Below are 19,093 nucleotides of genomic sequence, written 5' to 3' on the forward strand. Positions count from 1 at the left end.
CATGGAGGTCGGATGATCATTGTGATCTTTTGGACGTCACGTATGAACGGCCTATGCCGATTCTGCCTCACCGTACGGTGAACGCGTCACGTCCGTACGGACGCCCGCCGCCTCGCTCCGCCCCGGTCCGGTCAGCCCCGCAGGTCCACCAGCAGCGGCGGCGCGTGCTCGCCCCGTACGTCGGTCAGCGACAGCACCGCGTGTCCGGGTGGTACCTCGTGGGCCAGCTGGGAGGCGGACCAGCGCTCCCGCTCCACCTGCCGGGTCGTCACGGCGTCCGTGGTCACGGCCCGTCCGGTCACCAGCTTGCGCAGGGCGTGGATGGCGCGGGTCATCGGCTGGTGGGCGAAGACGGTGTGCTTGGCCACCTCCTTGGTCTCCACCCACTCGGTCCCCCAGGCCTGCGCGAACCGGCTGCCGTCCCAGGTGGTGACACCGGCCAGCGCCATACGGCAGCCGACGGCCGCGAGCAGCGGGCCGTGCAGCGCCTCGGGCACGTCGGCGACCGAGCGGAGCGCGAGGACGACGCCGGCGTTCTGGGAGCGCAGCCCCTGGACGCGGCGCACCGACTCGGCGGTGACGGCCCCGGTGGCGTCGTCGAGGACCAGACAGGCGAAGTGGGGGCGCCGGGTGTCCCGTACGACGGTGTGGAACTGGGCCAGGACCAGCCGGGTGATCAGCCGGGACGCCTCCTCGTGCCCGTGTTCGGGCAGGTCGACGCGGACCCGCAGCGGGTGGTGGGCCACCGCGCGCAGCGAGAAGGGCCGGCCGCCGGGCCCCGCCGCGCCGAAGAACTCGGCGAAGACCGGCCGGTCCAGGAGCGCGAGCCGGTCCGCGAGGGCCCGTCCGGCGTCGGCCGCGGAGCCGGCCTGCCGCATCCGGGCGTCGAGTTCGCGCCGCAGCACGGCGTGCTCGTCCGCCGGCAGCGCCGCCCGCAGGGACGCCAGCGCGCCCGGGTCGCCCTCCAGCAGTTCGCGCAGCACCGGCAGCGGCGGGAAGTGCCCGTGCACCGCGCGGTAGGGGCCGAGCAACTGGGCGAGCGCGGTGGCGGCGCTCTGCCCGCCGACGGTGTCGAGGTCGCCGGCCAGGGCCTCGGCGAGGAAGGCGGCGGCCTCGTCGGGGTCGTCGGACCCGGCGTACGGGTCGAGGTCGTGGACGGAGGCGGGGTCGCCGATCCGGACCACCACGTCGTACGCGGAGTCCGGGCCGAGCGGGGTCCCGGCGGCGCAGACGGCGACGACCGCGCATCCGCCGGTCAGCGCCCGGAGGGTGAGCGCCTCGGTGACCGGGGCGGTGACGTGCCGGGTCTTCCCTGAGCCGGGCGGGCCCACCAGCAGCAGCGAGGTGCCGAGTGTCCCGGTGCCGAGGGCGGCCCCGGCGCCCTCGTAGTCGTGCGGGGTCCGCTCCCCCGTCCACCGTCCGATGCGCACCTGGCCTTCCAGCAGGTCGTGGCGCGCGGTGCGGCCCGGCAGGTCGCGCTCCCCGGAGGGGTGGGTCCAGGCGGCGGCGCCCTCCCGCAGCACGGTGTCGGCGAAGGCGGCCGCGCGCGCCTCCCGCCGGGCCGCCTCCCACTCCCGCTCGATCCGGGCGCAGTCGACATCGTTCATGCGGTCGGCGGCCACCTCGGCAGCCAGCAGGTCGGCCGCCTTGTACTGCCCGGCCTCGCGCGGCCCGGGCCACTGCGAGCGCGGCAGGTCCGCCGCGGGCGGGGCGGCGGGGGCCGCGGCCGCCCGGCGGCGCGCGGCGACCTCCCCGGCGTACGCCCACCAGCCGCCGACCCGGGCGAACGGCCAGACGACCAGCAGGGTGATGAGCGCGTACAGCGCGTCGGTGAACAACGGGGAGGCGAACAGGCCGTAACCGCCCGACACGAGGACGATCAGGGAGAACAGGGGGTCGACGACCGGCACCGGATCCCAGCCGACGCCCGGGAAGGCGCCGGGGAAGACCAGGCTGAGCGCGATCAGGGCGCCGGCGGCGGCGGACAGGGCCCGCGCGGGCTGCGGGCGGCGGCCCACGAAGTGCCGTACGACGTCGGGCCAGCTGCCCAGCCGTGCGGCGGCGAAGACGAGCACGGCGAAGAACACACCGTCGTAGACCACCATCGCCTCGCGGCCCTGCGGTTCCTTGGGGGACACGGTGCCGCCCCACCACCAGTCGCCCGGGGTGAACAGCTTCAGCGGCGCCCACTGGTACGGCAGCGCGCCCTGCCGCCACAGCGACCACACGAGCAGCGCCACGACCAGCGGGATCAGCAGTCCGACGATCGTGATCGAGGGCAGCCGGTCCGGTGTCCTGGCAGGTTTGGGCGGGCGGTGGCCGAAGCGCCAGACGCCGGGCGCGGCGGCCGGGCGGGGGGTGTCGAGCCACTCGGCGACGGCGGACCGCTGCCCGTGCGCGGGTCCCCCTCGGGGATGCTGCTCCTGGGCGCCGGGGGCGGCAGCCGGGGGCATGCGCGGCCGGGGCGGCGTCGCGGGAGCCTCCTGTGGCATCGCCGGGCGTGGCACGGGGTTCGCGTGCGTACCCCGGGCGTCCTGCGTCCCGTCGTCCATCGCCCTTGCCCCCTGGCCAGCCGCTGTGTCCACCGTCAGCGAGTCAATCTAACGCCCGCGCATGGGGAGTTCACCGATTGCGCGGCGCGCCGCAGGTCACGGCGCCGGCGCCCGCGTTTTCCGGCCCGCGGCCCTCCTATGTCCACCGCGGACAACCGCGGGCGACGACAACGCCCACATGGAGCATGCCCAGCCTGTGCCCGCCGTCCTAACCTGCGAGAAAAGAAGGAAAAGCGTCCGAAAAACGCCGCCGTACGCAAGATCTCATCAGGGAGCCCCCATGACCGCACTTGAGCAGGAGCGCCGCGTCGTCACCGCCATCCCCGGCCCGAAGTCGCAGGAGCTGCAGGCCCGCCGGACCGCAGTGGTCGCGCAGGGCGTCGGCTCCACGCTGCCGGTCTTCGTCACGCGTGCCGGCGGCGGCATCATCGAGGACGTCGACGGCAACCGCCTCATCGACTTCGGCTCCGGCATCGCGGTGACCTCGGTCGGCGCCTCCGCCGAGGCCGTCGTACGCCGTGCCTCCGCGCAGCTCGCCGACTTCACCCACACGTGTTTCATGGTCACGCCGTACGAGGGCTACGTGGCCGTCGCCGAGGCGCTGGCCGAGCTCACGCCGGGTGACCACGCCAAGAAGTCCGCGCTGTTCAACTCGGGCGCCGAGGCCGTCGAGAACGCCGTCAAGATCGCCCGCGCCTACACCAAGCGCCAGGCCGTCGTCGTCTTCGACCACGGCTACCACGGCCGCACCAACCTCACCATGGCGCTGACCGCGAAGAACATGCCGTACAAGCACGGCTTCGGCCCCTTCGCGCCCGAGGTCTACCGGGTGCCGGTGGCCTACGGCTACCGCTGGCCGACCGGCCCGGAGAACGCCGGCCCCGAGGCCGCCAAGCAGGCCATCGACCAGATCACCAAGCAGGTCGGCGCGGACAACGTGGCCGCGATCATCATCGAGCCGCTGCTCGGCGAGGGCGGCTTCATCGAGCCGGCCAAGGGCTTCCTGCCCGCGATCCGCCAGTTCGCCGCCGACAACGGCATCGTCTTCGTCGCCGACGAGATCCAGGCCGGCTTCTGCCGCACCGGCCAGTGGTTCGCCTGCGAGGACGAGGGCATCGTCCCGGACCTGATCACCACCGCCAAGGGCATCGCCGGCGGTCTGCCGCTGGCCGCCGTCACCGGCCGCGCCGAGATCATGGACGCCGCTCACGCGGGCGGCCTCGGCGGCACCTACGGCGGCAACCCGGTGGCCTGCGCGGGCGCGCTCGGCGCGATCGAGACCATGAAGGAGCTCGACCTCAACGCCAGGGCGAAGCGGATCGAGGAGGTCATGAAGGCCCGCCTCACCGCGATGCAGGACAAGTTCGACATCATCGGCGACGTCCGCGGCCGCGGCGCGATGATCGCGATCGAGCTGGTCAAGGACCGTGACACCAAGGAGCCGAACCCGGAGGCGACGGCAGCGCTCACCAAGGCCTGCCACGCCGAGGGCCTGCTGGTGCTGAGCTGCGGCACCTACGGCAACGTGCTGCGCTTCCTCCCCCCGCTCGTCATCGACGAGTCCCTGCTGAACGAGGGCCTCGACATCATCGAGCAGGCGTTCGCGCGCATCTGAGCGGCGAATACGCACGCCTGACGCAGCCGGCGGCAGAGCGTGTGAAGAAGGTGTGCGAGGTGGATGGCAGGACGCCGTTCCTGCTGTCCCCCGCCCACCGGCTGCCGTAAGTTCTTCCCGGATGAGAGATACACCCGTCCACAGGGGACTGTGGGCGGCCTCAGGCCGTAGCCTCCCCAGCTTCGACCTGGTCGTGCCTCGCGCACACACCCGGAACCCACGGGTTCCGGTTCTCCTCAATGATCGGACAGTCGCCCGCCCCAAACCCCCCGGGGCGCGCGGCCTTCCGTTCCGGACGGTCGCAGACAGATGGGCCGGCCGTCTCCGTCGGGCCGGCGCACATCCCCCCTTGCGCCGGCCCTTCGGCGTACGCGGCTCCGCCGCCCTGCCGGGTTGAAGGCAGGCCGGCTGGACCTGCGATCCTGTGTGCCGTGTCGACTTCGCGGAACCAGGACCTCGAGCGTGCGCCCGCCCGGCGGGACGCACGGCGCTCCGGACCGCAGCGGCCGGGGCGGGTCCTCTTCGTTCTCGTCGTCCTCGTCGGGTTCTCGGCCGCGGTCTTCGCGCTGATCACCTGGCAGGTCGTCGCCGACGGCCCGCTCCTGCGCACGGACCGGGCGGTCGGTCGTGTTCTGCTCCATCCGGACCGGGTTTCCGCACTGCTCGCCGATCTCGGCAACGCGCAGGTCGCCGTGCCGGTTCTCGTGGCCGTGGGCGGGTACACCGCCTGGCGGGGCCGCGCCGCCGGCGCGGGGCGCTGGTGGCTCGTGCCCCTCGCGGCAGCCGTGCCGATGGCCCTTCTCCCGGCGCTCGTCGTGCCGTTGAAGGCCTGGACGGCCCGCCCCGGCACCGCGGTCATGCCGCCGGGTACCGGCTACTTCCCGTCGGGGCACGCGGCCACCGCCGCCGTCGCCTACGGTGCCGCGGCGCTCGTGCTTCTGACCTGGCTGCGCACGGCCGCCGCCCGCCGGACCGTTGTCGCGCTGTTCGCCGCGCTCGTGTCCGGCGCCTCCTTCGGGCTCGTGCGGCGGGGCTACCACTGGCCACTGGATGTCGTGGCGAGTTGGTGCCTGGCGGTCGTGCTGCTCTCCGCGCTGTGGCTGCTGATCAGCGGCCTTCCTCCTCGAGGGCCACGGCCGCGGCCGCCTCGTGCATCGCCAGCTCCAGCAGCGCCGGATCGGTGAGGGTGCCCGAGCCGTCCGGTGTGACCAGCCAGCGCAGCCTGCCGGTGACGCGTCCCGGGTACGGGACGACGATCCAGGTGCCGAGCCCGGCGCCGCGGATACCGGTGCCGAGCCAGCGGGCCGCGGTGCCGGGCGGCACGAAGAAGCCCAGTCGCTCGTCCCCGAAGTCGGCCAGCACCGGCCCCGGCCGGTCGAGGAAGCGGGTCAGGACGTCCAGTGTCGGGTAGCCGAGCGCCCCGGGCAGGATCAGGACGTCCCAGGCCTTGCCCGCGGGCAGCAGGGCGACCCCCCGCGGGTTGCGTTCCCACTCCCAGCGGCAGGCCTCCGGGTCCGGCGCGACCGACGCCAGCCAGGCGACCTCCGTTTTCCCCCCAGTCATGAGAAGACCTCCCTCTCTTTCTCGTGGACGCGGGTCGCGTCACGAGGGAGAGAGGGAGGTCGCCCATCAGGCATTACGCGGGTTACCGTCCCTCGATGGAGTGAACCGGCTCACGGGTCAGCGGCCGCGGCCGAAGTAGGCGTCGAAGGTGTTCTGGAACTGCCAGTTCCCGAACCGGTCCCAGTTGACCGACCACGTCATCAGTCCGCGCAGGGCCGGCCAGGTGCCGTGGGTGGTGTACGAGCCGCAGTTCGTCTTCCTGGTCAGGCAGTCCAGGGCCTTGGTGACCTCGGACGGGGCGACGTAGCCGTTGCCCGCGTTGACGGACGCCGGCATGCCGATGGCGACCTGGTCGGGTCGCAGCGGCGGGAAGACGTTCGACGCGTCACCGGCCACCGGGAAGCCGGTCAGCAGCATGTCGGTCATGGCGATGTGGAAGTCCGCGCCGCCCATGGAGTGGTACTGGCCGTCCAGACCCATGATCGGCCCCGAGTTGTAGTCCTGGACGTGGAGCAGGGTCAGGGCGTCGCGCAGGGCGTGGATCACCGGGAGGTAGGCGCCGCACCTCGGGTCCTGGCCGCCCCACTTGCCCGTGCCGTAGTACTGGTGGCCCATCTGCACGAAGAAGGTCTCCGGGGCCATGGTCAGGACGAACTTGGCGCCGTACTTCGCCTTCAGGGTCTTCAGGGCCGAGATCAGGTTGACGACCACGGGGGTGGTCGGGTTCCTGAAGTCCGTGTCGTTCGCGTTGAGGGACAGGGAGTGGCCCTCGAAGTCGATGTCGAGACCGTCGAGGCCGTAGGTGTCGATGATCTTCGAGACGGACGAGACGAACGTGTCCCTGGCCGCCGTCGTGGACAGCTGCACCTGGCCGTTCTGGCCGCCGATGGAGATCAGGATCTTCTTGCCTGCCGCCTGCTTGGCCTTGATGGCCGCCTTGAACTCGGCGTCGCTCTCGACGTTCGGGCACTCGGTGACCGGGCAGCGGTTGAAGCGGATGTCGCCCGAGGTGACCGACGTCGGCTCGCCGAAGGCCAGGTCGATGACGTCCCAGCTGTTGGGCACGTCGGCCATGCGGGTGTAGCCGGAGCCGTTGGCGAAGCTCGCGTGCAGATAGCCGACCAGGGCGTGCGCCGGGAGGCCGTCCGTGCCGCCGCCCGGGCCGCCCGCGTCCGCGTCCGTCTTCGCCGTCACCGTCGCCGACTTCGCGGACTCGCCCGCGGAGTTCACCGCCGCGACCTGGAAGCCGTACGAGGTCGAGGGCGTCAGGCCGGTGATCGTGGCGGACGTGCCGGTGACCGTCTGGGCCTTCGTGCCGTCGCGGTAGACCGCGTAGCCGGTGGCGTCGGAGACGGGGGACCAGGACAGGGCCACGCTGGTCGAGGTGACGGTGCCCGTCTTCAGGCCGGACGGCGCGGCGGGCGGCTGCTGGCCGGTGCTCCCGCCCGGTCCGGTGAGCGAGAGGTCGTCGGCGTAGTAGGCGCCCGTGCCGTACCAGCCGTGCGTGTAGACCGTGACCTTGGTGGTCTGCGCGCCGGTGCGGAAGGCGGTGGTGAGCTGCTGCCAGTCGGGGGCGGACTGGGTCCAGGTGGAGACGTCGGTGGTGCCGGTGCCGCTCGCGCCCAGGTAGACGTAGGAGCCGCGGACGTAACCGGTCAGCGTGTACTGGGAGTTCGGCTGGACCGACACCGTCTGTGCGCACTGGGCGTTGTCGCTGCCGGCCGGGGTCGCCTGGAGCGCCGAACTACCGCTGCGGACAGGTGACTTCACCGTGGTCCCGGAGGATCCTGAGCAGGTCCAGCCGTCGAGGCCCGCCTCGAAGCCGCCGTTGCGCAGGACGTCCGCGTCGGCCGCTCGCGCGGTCGTCGTGAGCGCGGTGACGCCGGGCAGGGCGAGGAGGCCGGCCGTCAGCCCGGCGAGCACTCGGCGCTTGGCCGGTCCGGCTGGACCGGCCAGTCTCAGTATGTCGCGATCCACAACTGCCTCCGGACATGGGGGGATTGGGGACGGTGGAGCGCGCCCAATTTGGTCCAGACCAATTCGGTTGTCAAGACCTGTGGCGTCGGCGGGCATGAGAAGACCTCCCTCTCCCGTGGACGCGTGGCGCGTCGTGAGGGAAAGGGAGGTCTCCTCTCAGGCCTCGGGCTCGGGGTTCGAGCCTCGGATCTCAGGCCTCAGGCCTCGGGTCTCGGGTCTCGGGTCTCGGGTCTCAGCTGTCGAAGCCCAGCCCGAGGCGGTCCATCGTCCGCAGCCACAGGTTGCGCCGGCCCCCGTGCTCGTCGGCGCGGGCCAGGGACCACTTGGTGAGCGCGATGCCGGTCCAGGCGAACGGCTCGGGCGGGAACGGCAGAGGCTTCTTGCGGACCATCTCCAGCTCGGTGCGCTCGGTCCGCTCACCCGCCAGCAGGTCGAGCATCACCTCGGCGCCGAAGCGGGTCGCGCCCACGCCGAGGCCCGTGTAGCCGGCCGCGTAGGCGACCTTCCCCTGGTGGGCGGTGCCGAAGAACGCCGAGAAACGCGAGCAGGTGTCGATCGCCCCGCCCCAGGCGTGGGTGAAGCGGACGCCCTCGAGCTGCGGGAAGCAGGTGAAGAAGTGGCCGGCCAGCTTGGCGTAGGTCTCGGGACGGTCGTCGTACTCCGCGCGCACCCGGCCGCCGTACGGGTAGATCGCGTCGTAGCCGCCCCACAGGATGCGGTTGTCGGCCGACAGCCGGAAATAGTGGAACTGGTTCGCCTCGTCCCCGAGTCCCTGGCGGTTCTTCCAGCCGATCGACGCCATCCGCTCGGCGCTGAGCGGCTCGGTCATCAGGGCGTAGTCGTAGACCGGGACGGTGTACGAGCGCACCCGCTTGACCAGGCTGGGGAAGACGTTGGTGCCGAGCGCGACCCGGCGGGCCCTGATCCGGCCGTAGGGCGTGCGCACGGACATCCCGGCGCCGTACGGCCTCAGGGTCAGGGCGGGGGTGCGCTCGTAGACGCGCACGCCGAGGCGCACGCACGCCTGCTTCAGGCCCCAGGCGAGCTTGGCCGGGTGGAGCATGGCGACGCCCCGGCGGTCCCACAGGCCGGCCTCGAAAGTCGGCGAGGCGACCTGCTCGCGCACCGCGTCACGGTCGAGGAACTCCTGGCCCTCGGCCAGGCCCTGCTGCCGCATCTCCTCGTACCAGTCCTTCAGTTCGCTGGCCTGGTACGGCTCGGTGGCGACGTCGAGTTCGCCGGTGCGCTCGAACTCGCAGTCGATGGAGTGGCGGGCGACCGTCTCCTCGATGGCGTCGAGGTTGCGGGCGCCCAGCTCCTCCAGCTTGTGGATCTCCTCCGGCCAGCGGGCCAGTCCGTTGGCCAGTCCGTGGGTGAGGGAGGCGGCGCAGAAGCCGCCGTTGCGGCCGGAGGCGGCCCAGCCCACCTCGCGGCCCTCCACCAGCACCACGTCCGTGTCGGGGTCGCGCTCCTTGGCGATCAGCGCGGTCCACAGTCCGCTGTAACCACCCCCGACCACCAGCAGGTCGCAGGTCTCGGCACCGGTCAGCGCCGGCTCCGGGCGGGGCCTGCCGGGGTCGTCCAGCCAGTACGGGACCGGCTGGGCCTCGGAGAGGGATGTGGTCCAGTCGTTTTCACGGCTCATGGCGCTACGGGCCATGATTTCAACTCCCTACAGAGTCAATTTCGCTGGTGCGGTGGGGCGGGTGTCAGGCCTTCTGCCTGGCCCGGCGGTTGCCGATGGCCATGGAGACCAGGACGAGCAGCACGGCGATGACGAACATGGCCGTACCGATGACGTTGATCTGGACGGGTGTGCCGCGCTGTGCCGAGCCCCAGACGAACATCGGGAAGGTCACGGTCGAGCCCGCGTTGAAGTTCGTGATGATGAAGTCGTCGAACGACAAGGCGAAGGCGAGCATCGCGCCCGCGGCGATACCGGGGGCCGCGATCGGCAGGGTGACCCGGAGGAAGGTCTGCACCGGTCCGGCGTACAGGTCCTGCGCGGCCTGCTCCAGCCTCGGGTCCATCGACATCACGCGCGCCTTGACGGCGACGACGACGAAGCTGAGGCAGAACATGATGTGCGAGATCAGGATGGTCCAGAAGCCGAGCTGCGCGCCCATGTTGAGGAACAGGGTGAGCAGCGAGGCCGCCATGACCACCTCGGGCATCGCCATCGGCAGGAAGATCAGCGAGCTCACGGTGCCCCGCGCGCGGAAGCGGTAGCGGACCAGCGCGAAGGCGATCATCGTGCCGAGGGCGGTGGCGCCGATCGTGGCCCAGACGGCGATCTGGAGGCTGATCGACAGTGATCCGCACATGTCGGCGACACCGCACGGGTCCTTCCAGGCGTCCATGGAAAACGCCTGCCACTGGTAGTTGAAGCGGCCCTTCGGCTTGTTGAAGGAGAAAACCGTGACGATGACGTTCGGCAGGAGCAGGTATCCGAGCGTCAGCAGTCCGGCGAGGACGACGAGGTGGCGCTTGAGCCAGTTGACGAAGGCCATTTAAACCAGATCCTCCGTGCCGGACTTGCGGATGTAGATGGTGATCATGGCGAGGATCGCGGCCATGAGGATGAAGGACAGGGCCGCCGCCGTCGGATAGTCCAGGATCCTCAGGAACTGCGTCTGGATGACGTTGCCGACCATGCGGGTGTCGGTGGAGCCGAGCAGGTCCGCGTTGACGTAGTCGCCGGCCGCCGGGATGAAGGTCAGCAGCGTGCCGGAGACCACGCCCGGCATCGACAGCGGGAAGGTGACCTTGCGGAAGGTGGTGAACGGCCGGGCGTACAGGTCGCCCGCCGCCTCGTGCAGCCGCCCGTCGATGCGCTCCAGCGAGGTGTACAGCGGAAGGATCATGAACGGCAGGAAGTTGTACGTCAGACCGCACACCACCGCCATCGGGGTGGCGAGCACCCGGTCGCCGGCGGTCCAGCCGAGCCAGTTGGTGACGTCCAGGACGTGCAGCGCGTTGAGGGCGCCCACGACCGGGCCGCCGTCGGCGAGGATCGTCTTCCAGGCCAGGGTCCGGATCAGGAAGCTGGTGAAGAACGGCGCGATCACCAGGATCATGATCAGGTTGCGCCAGCGGCCCGCGCGGAAGGCGATGAGATACGCCAGCGGGTAGCCGAGCAACAGGCACAGGATCGTCGCGGAGGCCGCGTACAGGACCGAGCGGACGAACTGCGGCCAGTACTGGGACAGCGCGTCCCAGTAGGTCGCGAAGTGCCAGGTGACCTCGTAGCCGTGCTCCAGGGAGCCGGTCTGCACGGACGTGGACGCCTGGTAGATCATCGGCAGCGCGAAGAAGACGACCAGCCACAGCATGCCGGGCAGCAGCAGCCAGTACGGCGTGAGGCGGCCCCGCCTGCGCGGCGGTCTCGTCTGCTGGGCGGCGGGCGGCGAGGGCGCCTCGGTGACGGCGGCCATCAGGCTGCGTCCTCCTCGACACTCTCGACGCCCGCGTCGATGTCCTGCGTGGCGTCCAGACCGAAGGTGTGGGCCGGGTTCCAGTGCAGGACGACCTCGGCGCCGGGCACCAGGCGGGCGTCGCGGTCGATGTTCTGGGCGTAGACCTCGAAGCCGGGGCAGACGGGGCTGTCGATCACGTACTGCGTGGAGACGCCGATGAAGCTCGACTCGGAGATCCGGCCGGTGATGCGGTTGCGGCCGTCGGGTATCTCGCCCGCGTCGTCGGCGTGGGTCAGCGATATCTTCTCCGGGCGGACGCCCACGAGCACCTTTCCGCCGGTCGCCGCCGGGGCGGAACATCGTGCCTGGGGCAGCGAGAGCTTGCCGCCGCCCGCCTTCAGGACGACCTCCTCGCCGCTGCGGGAGTCGACCTCGGCCTCTATCAAGTTGGAGGTGCCGAGGAAGTTCGCGACGAACGTGGTCTGCGGGTTCTCGTAGAGGTCGGTGGGCGAACCGAGCTGCTCCACCCGTCCGCCGTTCATCACGGCGACCGTGTCGGCCATGGTCATGGCCTCCTCCTGGTCGTGCGTGACGTGGATGAAGGTGATGCCGACCTCGGTCTGGATGCGCTTGAGCTCCAGCTGCATCTGCCGGCGCAGCTTCAGGTCCAGGGCGCCGAGCGGCTCGTCCAGCAGCAGCACCTTGGGGTGGTTGATCAGCGCGCGGGCGACCGCGACGCGCTGCTGCTGGCCGCCGGAGAGCTGGTGCGGCTTCTTGCGGGCCTGCTCGCCCAGCTGCACGAGGTCGAGCATCTCCTCGACCTGCTTCTTCACCGACTTGATGCCGCGCCGGCGCAGACCGAAGGCGACGTTCTCGAAGATGTCGAGGTGCGGGAAGAGGGCGTAGGACTGGAAGACCGTGTTCACCGGGCGTTTGTACGGCGGCAGGTGCGTCACGTCCTGGTCGCCGAGGTGCACGGTGCCCTGCGTGGGCTCCTCCAGACCCGCGATCATGCGCAGGGTGGTGGTCTTGCCGCAGCCGGAGGCACCGAGCAGGGCGAAGAAGGATCCCTGCGGCACGGTCAGGTCCAGCGGGTGCACGGCGGTGAAGGCGCCGTAGCGCTTGCCGATCTGGGAGAGGCGGACGTCGCCGCTGTTGTCTTTCGTCGTCATTCTCGTCACGCCCCTGTGAGCTTCGCGAACTTCGCTTCGTAGGCCGCCTCTTCCTTGTCGCTCAGGGCGCGGAAGGAGTGGGCCTTGGCCACCATGTCCTTGGTGGGGATGATCAGCGGGTTCTCCGCCGCCGCCTTGTCGATCTTGGCAAGTTCCTCCTTCGCCCCGTCGACGGGGCTCATGAAGGCGACGTAGGCGGAGAGTTGCGCGGCCTGCCTCGGCTGGAAGTAGAAGTCGATCAGCCGCTCGGCGTTGGCCTTGTGCCGGGCCTTGTTCGGGATCAGCAGGTTGTCGGTGGACGTGAGCCAGCCGGCGTCCGGGATGACGTAGTCGACGTCGGCGCTGTCCTCCTGGAGCTGGACGATGTCCCCGCCCCAGGCGACGCAGGCGGCGATGTCGCCCTTGGTCAGGTCGGAGGTGTAGTCGTTGCCGGTGAAGCGCCGGATCTGCCCCTTGTCGACGGCCTTCTGGAGGCGGGCGATCGCCGCGTCGAAGTCGTCGTCGGTGAACTTGGCCGGGTCCTTGCCCATGTCGAGCAGGGTCATGCCCATGGTGTCCCGCATCTCGGACAGGAACGAGACCCGGCCCTTGAGCTTGGGGTTGTCCAGCAGGTCGGAGACCGACTTGACCTCGATGCCGTCGAGCGCCTTCTTGTTGTAGGCGACGACGGTCGACACACCCTGCCACGCGTAGGAGTAGGCGCGCCCCGGGTCCCAGTCCGGACTGCGGTACTGCTCGGACAGGTTGGCGAAGGCGTGCGGCAGGTTCGCCGAGTCCAGCTTCTGCACCCAGCCCAGGCGGATCAGCCGTGCGGCCAGCCAGTCGGTGACGACGATGAGGTCGCGGCCGGTGTCCTGGCCGGCGGCGAGCTGCGGCTTGACCTTCCCGAAGAACTCGTTGTTGTCGTTGACGTCCTCGGTGTACTTGACCTTGATGCCGGTCTGCCGGGTGAACTCGTCGAGCGTGGGGTGCTGCTTGCCGCTCTTGTCCACGTCGATGTACACGGGCCAGTTGGAGAAGTTCACGACCTTCTCCTTGGCCGAGTGGTCCTCGGCGGAGGTGCCGCCCTGTGCCTGGCCGGCCGGGGGGATCCCGCAGGCGCTCAGCGCCCCGAGTCCCCCGACCGTGAGCGCGCCGCCCGCTGAGGCGCGCAGCAGCGAACGGCGGCTGAAAGCGGCCCTGCCGTCGCGGAAGCTGCGCCGCACGGCGGCCAGCTGGGCCGGGGTGAGGCGGTCGGGCTCGTACTGCTCCATGCGCGTGGTGCCCTTTCGGGAAGGTGGCCTGGTTCGAGGCCTGGTCGTTGCTATCGGTCCCCGAAGATCGTGCGGTGCCAGTCCTTGCGGGCCACCGCCGTGTTGTCGAACATGACGTGCTTGATCTGCGTGTATTCCTCGAACGAGTACGAGGACATGTCCTTGCCGAAGCCGGACTGCTTATAACCGCCGTGCGGCATCTCGCTGATGATCGGAATGTGGTCGTTGACCCATACGCACCCCGCCTTGATCTCCCGCGTCGCGCGGTTGGCCCGGTAGACGTCCCGGCTCCACGCCGAGGCCGCCAGACCGTACGGAGTGTCGTTGGCCAGACGGATCCCCTCATCATCACTGTCGAACGGCAGTACGACCAGTACCGGACCGAAGATCTCCGACTGGACGATCTCGCTGTCCTGCGCCGCGTCCGCGACGAGAGTGGGGCGATAGTACGCCCCGGCCTCGAGGGCGCCCTGGGGAGCCTCACCGCCGGTGACCACGCGCGCGTAGGCACGCGCCCGGTCGACGAAACCGGCGACGCGGTCGCGCTGGACGTGCGAGATCAGCGGGCCGAGGTCGGTGCCGGCGGCGAACGGGTCGCCCAGCCGGACGGTCTCCATCAGGGCGGCCGTCCGCGCGACGAACTCCTCGTACAGGGGACGCTGCACGTACGCGCGCGTGGCGGCCGTGCAGTCCTGCCCGGTGTTGATGAGCGCGCCCGCGACCGCTCCGTTGACGGCGGCCTCCAGGTCGGCGTCGTCGAAGACCACGAAGGGCGCCTTGCCGCCGAGTTCCAGGTGCAGGCGCTTGACGGTCGCCGTGGCGATCTCGGCGACCCGCTTGCCGACGGCGGTGGAGCCGGTGAAGGACGTCATGGCCACGTCCGGGTGGCCGATCAGGTGCTCGCCCGCCACCCTGCCGGTGCCGGTGACGATGTTGATCACGCCGTCCGGGATTCCCGCGTCGGTGGCGGCCTGGGCGAACATCAGCGAGGTCAGCGGGGTCAGCTCGGCGGGCTTGAGCACGATGGTGTTGCCCGCGGCGACGGCCGGGAGGATCTTCCAGGCGGCCATCTGGAGCGGGTAGTTCCAGGGCGCGATGGAGCCGACGACACCGATGGGCTCACGGCGGACGTAGGACGTGTGGTCGCCGGAGAACTCGCCGGCCGCCTGACCCTGGAGGTGCCGGGCGGCGCCCGCGAAGAAGGCGGCGTTGTCGATCGTGCCCGGCACGTCGAACTCGCGGGTCAGCTTCAGCGGCTTGCCGCACTGGAGGGACTCGGCGCGGGCGAAGTCCTCCGCCCGGTCGGCGAGCACGGCCGCGAAGCGGTGCAGCGCGTCCGAGCGGTCGCCGGGCGTGGCGCCCGCCCAGCCCGAGAACGCCTCGCGCGCGGCGGCCACCGCGGCGTCGACGTCCTCGGGACCGGCCAGCTCGTAGGTGAAGACCTCGTCGCCGGTGGCAGGGTCGACGACCGCGTGGCTGCTGCCCGAGGTGCCCTTGGTCAGCCGGCCGGAGATGTACTGCGCGCCGTCCGCGAAGCGGTCCTGCGCCGGGAATCGGTCCGGGGTTGTGCCCGGGTTGTACATGTCGCTCTCCTCCGCCGTCGCTCCTCGGTCGCCGAGGGCGGGTGGCGTAGCTCCAGCTCGATTTGAGTGCCGATCCTGGCAGAGGCCAGGGGCCGCAACAAGGGATTCCGTTGTTGCCTTTTGGTTACGCGACGGAATCTGTCGACCAGGTGTCGAGTCGGCACGGAAAAGGCAGGACGGTGTGTCAGTGGTGCGTGCCACACTCGCGTGCATGGGGAACATCGACTCCTGGCAGGCTCTGACCAGGGAAGTCAGCGCGGGAAGGCGCGTGCGCTACCTGCACTTCTGGGGACATCGGCCGCACCCGGGCGGCCGGGTCGGACCGAGCTGTCTGAGTCAGTGGTGGCCGTCGCCGTTCACCGTGGACGCGGTGCCGTACGCGACCGCGGAGCACTGGATGATGGCCGGCAAGGCGCGGCTGTTCGGGGACGCGGAGGCGGAGCGGCGGGTGCTGGCCGCGCGGCATCCGGCCGAGGCCAAGAAGGAGGGGCGGCTCGTGCGCGGCTTCGACGAGCGTCTATGGGAGCGCGAGCGGTTCCGTATCGTGGTGGAGGGCAGCGTCCACAAGTTCGCCGCCCACCCCGCGCTGCGCGAGTTCCTGCTGGCCACGGGCGAGCGTGTCTTGGTGGAGGCCAGTCCGGTGGACCGGATATGGGGGATCGGACTGGCCGCCGGCGACGAGGCGGCGGCCGATCCGGAGCGCTGGCGCGGACCGAACCTGCTGGGCTTCGCCCTGATGGAGGCACGCGAGCGGCTGCGGGCCGGTACGCGGGCGAGCTGACCGGCCCGCACGGAGTGCGGGCCGGGCTCGTGGCGACGTACGCGCCGGTCTGGTGGCGCGTGGGCCAGTTTGGCGGCGGCGTACGGACCAGTCCGGCAGCACGCGGGCCAGTCCGGCGGCCGCGTGCGGCCGGTCGGCAGCGGCGGGCGGGCCGGGGTGACATCGGCCTGCACCTAGGGCGTGTTTCGAAAGTGGCGTCGTTCGCCCGGAGGGCGGGCCCCGCGGCGTCTGGTGCGTGCGATCGCAAGGCGGAGGGTCGCCCTCGTACTGGATGTACGTGGGCGATCCCGACAACGCAGCGAGCGTGCGTGCCAGGCGTCGCGGGGCAGACGGCACTTTCGAAACACGCCCAGTGCGGGCCGACGCCGGTCAGCGGTCGGTCAGAACGGTCACGGTCGGCTGGGGGACGCGGGCGCCCTCGTCGTAGGAGCTGTCCGAGACCTCGACGTTGTTGACATAGACGACGCCGAGGATCACCAGGGCGATCGTGGCGAGGCCGAGGACGATGCCGATGATTCCCGTGATCAGGCCGGCCTGGGCCTGGCCGCGGTTGTTGGCCTCGCCGCGATCGGCCTTCCGGCGGCCCTTGACGCCGAAGACCACGGCGAGGACACCGAGCACCACGCTGAAGATGCCGTAGACGCAGAACATCACGCAGGACAGGATGCCGAGCACCATGGCGGCGGTGCCCATCCCGTTCTGCGCGGGCATCGGCATGCCGGGCCAGCCCTGGCCCGCTGCCGGATAGGCGGGGTAGCCGTACCCGCCCGGGACCGGGCCGGTGGGCACGCCCGGACCGGTGGGCGCGACGGGCGGCGGCGGTACGGAGCCCGCGGTGGGGGCGCCGAAGCCGGGCGGCGGGAAGCCGGCCCCCGGCGCCGAGATCATCGTCTCCTGGTCGTGCACGGAGGGCGGGGGGAAGCCGGACGGCTGCTCCGGCCCGAAAGGCTGGGCCGGGGCCGACGGGTTCTTCTCCAGAGAGGGTCCGTTACCGGGCGGCGCCCATGGATCCTCGGCTCCCGCGCCACCGCCGGCCTGCGTTCCGTCCGTCATGTCCTCGTCTCCCCCTCGATCGATCGCCCCGCCATGCTAAGGCCTGGCCGGCGCGGGCGGACCGCCGGGCACCGGGCGGCTCCGCCCTCCGCTCCGGGAGGCGGCCCGGGGGCGGCGGCGAGGCATGCGCCTACGATGACGGTGCTCACCGATCAGCCGATCACCCGCGCCGCGCCCCAGGGCCCGCGGCGCCCTTCCCGGGAGGGAACCCTTGACCGACCAGTACGCACCCCGTGACCCGCACACGCTGCTCGACCCGCAGGCGCCGCGTGACCGGCAGGCCTTCATCGCCGGACTGCCCAAGGCCGAACTGCACGTGCACCACGTCGGCTCCGCCTCCCCCCGGATCGTCTCCGAGCTGGCCGCCCGCCACCCCGACTCCAAGGTGCCCACCGACCCCGAGGCCCTGACCGACTACTTCACCTTCACGGACTTCGCCCACTTCATCGAGGTGTACCTGTCCGTCGTGGACCTGATCCGCACCCCGGAGGACGTCCGGCTGCTGACCTACGAGGTGGCCCGCGACCTGGCCCGGCAGCAGGTCCGCTACGCGGAGCTCACCATCACGCCGTTCTCCTCCACCCGGCGGGGCATCGACGAGCGCGCCTTCATGGACGCGATCGAGGACGCCCGCAAGGCGGCGGAGTCAGAGTTCGGGACCGTGCTGCGCTGGTGCTTCGACATCCCCGGCGAGGCCGGACTGGAGTCGGCCGAGGAGACCGCCCGCCTCGCCACCGACGACCGGCTGCGCCCGGAGGGCCTGGTCTCGTTCGGGCTCGGCGGGCCCGAGATCGGAGTACCGCGGCCCCAGTTCAAGCCCTACTTCGACCGGGCGATCGCCGCCGGGCTGCGCTCCGTTCCGCACGCCGGCGAGACCACCGGGCCCCAGACGGTGTGGGACGCGCTGACCGAGCTGCGTGCCGAGCGCATCGGCCACGGCACCAGCTCCGCCCAGGACCCGAAGCTGCTCGCCCACCTCGCCGAGCACCGCATCCCGCTGGAGGTCTGCCCGACCTCCAACATCGCCACCCGGGCGGTGCGCACCATCGAGGAGCACCCCATCAAGGAGTTCGCCCGCGCCGGGGTCCTCGTCACGGTCAACTCCGACGACCCGCCGATGTTCGGCACGGACCTCAACAACGAGTACGCCGTGGCCGGCCGGCTGCTCGACCTCGACGAGCGGGGTCTGGCCGAGCTGGCCAAGAACGCGGTGCACGCCTCCTTCATGGACGCGACCGGCAAGGCACGCGTCGTGGAGGAGATCGACGCCTACACCGCACGGTGGCTCGCGCCCTGAGCGGGACCCGGCGGGACACAATGGGGCACATGCAGACCGTGACCGCCGTGGCACACCGCGGCGACCCCTACCGCTTCCGCGAGAACACCGTCGGCTCGCTGCGCTCCGCGTTCGACCAGGGCGCGGACGCGGTCGAGATCGACGTACGGCTGACCGGGGACGGTGTTCCGGTGCTGCTCCACGACGAGTCGCTGAAGCGGCTGTGGGACCATGACCGGCCGCTGCACGCGCTGTCCGCGGCGGAGGTGCGCGACGTGACGGACGGTCTGGTGCCCACGCTGGAGGACGCGCTCACCGCGACGGGCGACGGCCGGGTGATGATCGACCTGCCGGGCCCGGCCCGCCCGCGGGCGGTGCGGCGGATCGTCGACGTGGTCGAGGCGTGCGGGGCCCGGGACCGCGTGTACTACTGCGCGGGCGCCGAGGCCATGCTCGCGGTGCGCGCCGCCGACCCGGCCGCCGAGATCGCGCTGACCTGGACGACCCTCGCGCCGCCGCGGGCCGGGCTGCTGGACGCGGTGCGGCCCCGGTGGCTGAACTACCGCTTCACGCTGGTGGACCGGGACCTCGCCACCCGCGTCCACCGAGACGGCTACCTGCTGTCCGTCTGGACCCCCGACACCCGCCGCTCCCTGCGCCGTCTGCTCGACCTGGGCGTCGACTCGATCACGACCAATCGCGTCGATCTGCTGCACACCCTGCGCACCGGGCAAACGGCGGCACCGTAGGGGCCGGCCCCCACAACACCCCGAGACGGCCCGGAACTTGCTCCGGGTCACCTCGGGGGCGGTTGCCCTCCCCGGCGACGATCCACAGACCGCCGCATGCCTG

15 protein-coding genes are annotated in these 19,093 nt (G+C 71.3%); 5 read left to right on the top strand and 10 right to left on the bottom strand.

The window, feature by feature from the left end:
• Positions 1-131: 131 nt before the first annotated feature.
• Positions 132-2,552, bottom strand: a complete 2,421-nt coding sequence (locus CG719_RS29035; protein WP_100571683.1) for an ATP/GTP-binding protein — start codon at positions 2,550-2,552, stop codon at positions 132-134.
• A 280-nt stretch (positions 2,553-2,832) separates the two neighbouring features.
• Here CG719_RS29035 and gabT point away from each other — a divergent pair, with 280 nt between their 5' ends.
• Both gabT and CG719_RS29045 read left to right on the top strand, forming a co-directional pair.
• On the top strand, positions 2,833-4,167 hold the full coding sequence (gabT, locus tag CG719_RS29040; RefSeq protein ID WP_100571684.1) for a 4-aminobutyrate--2-oxoglutarate transaminase: 1,335 nt from the start codon (positions 2,833-2,835) through the stop codon (positions 4,165-4,167).
• Between the two features lie 431 nt (positions 4,168-4,598).
• Entirely contained in the window at positions 4,599-5,351 is a 753-nt protein-coding gene (locus tag CG719_RS29045) for a phosphatase PAP2 family protein (RefSeq protein WP_234375810.1), read from the top strand.
• Here the strand turns inward: CG719_RS29045 and CG719_RS29050 are convergent.
• The 8 genes from CG719_RS29050 to CG719_RS29085 form a co-directional block, all read right to left on the bottom strand.
• Positions 5,275-5,730 (bottom strand): hypothetical protein, encoded by a 456-nt coding sequence (locus CG719_RS29050; RefSeq protein WP_100571686.1) that lies wholly within the window; start codon positions 5,728-5,730, stop codon positions 5,275-5,277. The two genes, CG719_RS29045 and CG719_RS29050, sit on opposite strands and share 77 nt — an antisense overlap.
• Before the next feature lie 117 nt (positions 5,731-5,847).
• Positions 5,848-7,686 (bottom strand): chitinase, encoded by a 1,839-nt coding sequence (locus CG719_RS29055; RefSeq protein WP_442802754.1) that lies wholly within the window; start codon positions 7,684-7,686, stop codon positions 5,848-5,850.
• Between the two features lie 253 nt (positions 7,687-7,939).
• A complete protein-coding gene (locus CG719_RS29060) occupies positions 7,940-9,367 on the bottom strand; it encodes an NAD(P)/FAD-dependent oxidoreductase (RefSeq protein WP_100571688.1) in 1,428 nt (475 codons plus the stop codon).
• A gap of 49 nt (positions 9,368-9,416) precedes the next feature.
• Complete coding sequence (locus tag CG719_RS29065; RefSeq protein ID WP_100571689.1) at positions 9,417-10,217, bottom strand: ABC transporter permease; 801 nt, start codon at positions 10,215-10,217, stop codon at positions 9,417-9,419.
• On the bottom strand, positions 10,218-11,141 hold the full coding sequence (locus tag CG719_RS29070) for an ABC transporter permease (protein ID WP_100571690.1): 924 nt from the start codon (positions 11,139-11,141) through the stop codon (positions 10,218-10,220).
• On the bottom strand, positions 11,141-12,295 hold the full coding sequence (locus CG719_RS29075) for an ABC transporter ATP-binding protein (protein ID WP_100571691.1): 1,155 nt from the start codon (positions 12,293-12,295) through the stop codon (positions 11,141-11,143). The genes CG719_RS29070 and CG719_RS29075 overlap by 1 nt, the downstream gene beginning before the upstream one ends.
• Before the next feature lie 5 nt (positions 12,296-12,300).
• Positions 12,301-13,548 (bottom strand): polyamine ABC transporter substrate-binding protein, encoded by a 1,248-nt coding sequence (locus CG719_RS29080; protein ID WP_100571692.1) that lies wholly within the window; start codon positions 13,546-13,548, stop codon positions 12,301-12,303.
• 50 nt (positions 13,549-13,598) lie between these two features.
• A complete protein-coding gene (locus CG719_RS29085) occupies positions 13,599-15,131 on the bottom strand; it encodes a gamma-aminobutyraldehyde dehydrogenase (RefSeq protein WP_100571693.1) in 1,533 nt (510 codons plus the stop codon).
• Between the two features lie 211 nt (positions 15,132-15,342).
• On the opposite strand from CG719_RS29085, the gene CG719_RS29090 reads away from it, so the two are divergent.
• The gene (locus tag CG719_RS29090) at positions 15,343-15,912 is read left to right on the top strand and encodes an NADAR family protein (protein WP_100571694.1); all 570 of its coding nucleotides are present in this window, start codon (positions 15,343-15,345) and stop codon (positions 15,910-15,912) included.
• Positions 15,913-16,281: 369 nt separating this feature from the next.
• Here the strand turns inward: CG719_RS29090 and CG719_RS29095 are convergent, their stop codons facing one another.
• Positions 16,282-16,965, bottom strand: coding sequence for a DUF4190 domain-containing protein (locus CG719_RS29095; RefSeq protein ID WP_100571695.1), 684 nt, complete (start codon positions 16,963-16,965; stop codon positions 16,282-16,284).
• 211 nt (positions 16,966-17,176) lie between these two features.
• Between CG719_RS29095 and CG719_RS29100 the strand changes: the two genes are divergently transcribed.
• Positions 17,177-18,262 carry an adenosine deaminase gene (locus tag CG719_RS29100; RefSeq protein ID WP_376494109.1) on the top strand — a complete coding sequence of 362 codons (1,086 nt, stop codon included), beginning with the start codon at positions 17,177-17,179 and terminating at the stop codon, positions 18,260-18,262.
• Positions 18,263-18,291: 29 nt separating this feature from the next.
• A complete protein-coding gene (locus CG719_RS29105) occupies positions 18,292-18,990 on the top strand; it encodes a glycerophosphodiester phosphodiesterase (protein ID WP_100571696.1) in 699 nt (232 codons plus the stop codon).
• Positions 18,991-19,093: the final 103 nt, after the last annotated feature.

Origin of the sequence: Streptomyces sp. CB01373, assembly GCF_002803075.1 — a bacterium.
Lineage (GTDB): Bacteria > Actinomycetota > Actinomycetes > Streptomycetales > Streptomycetaceae > Streptomyces.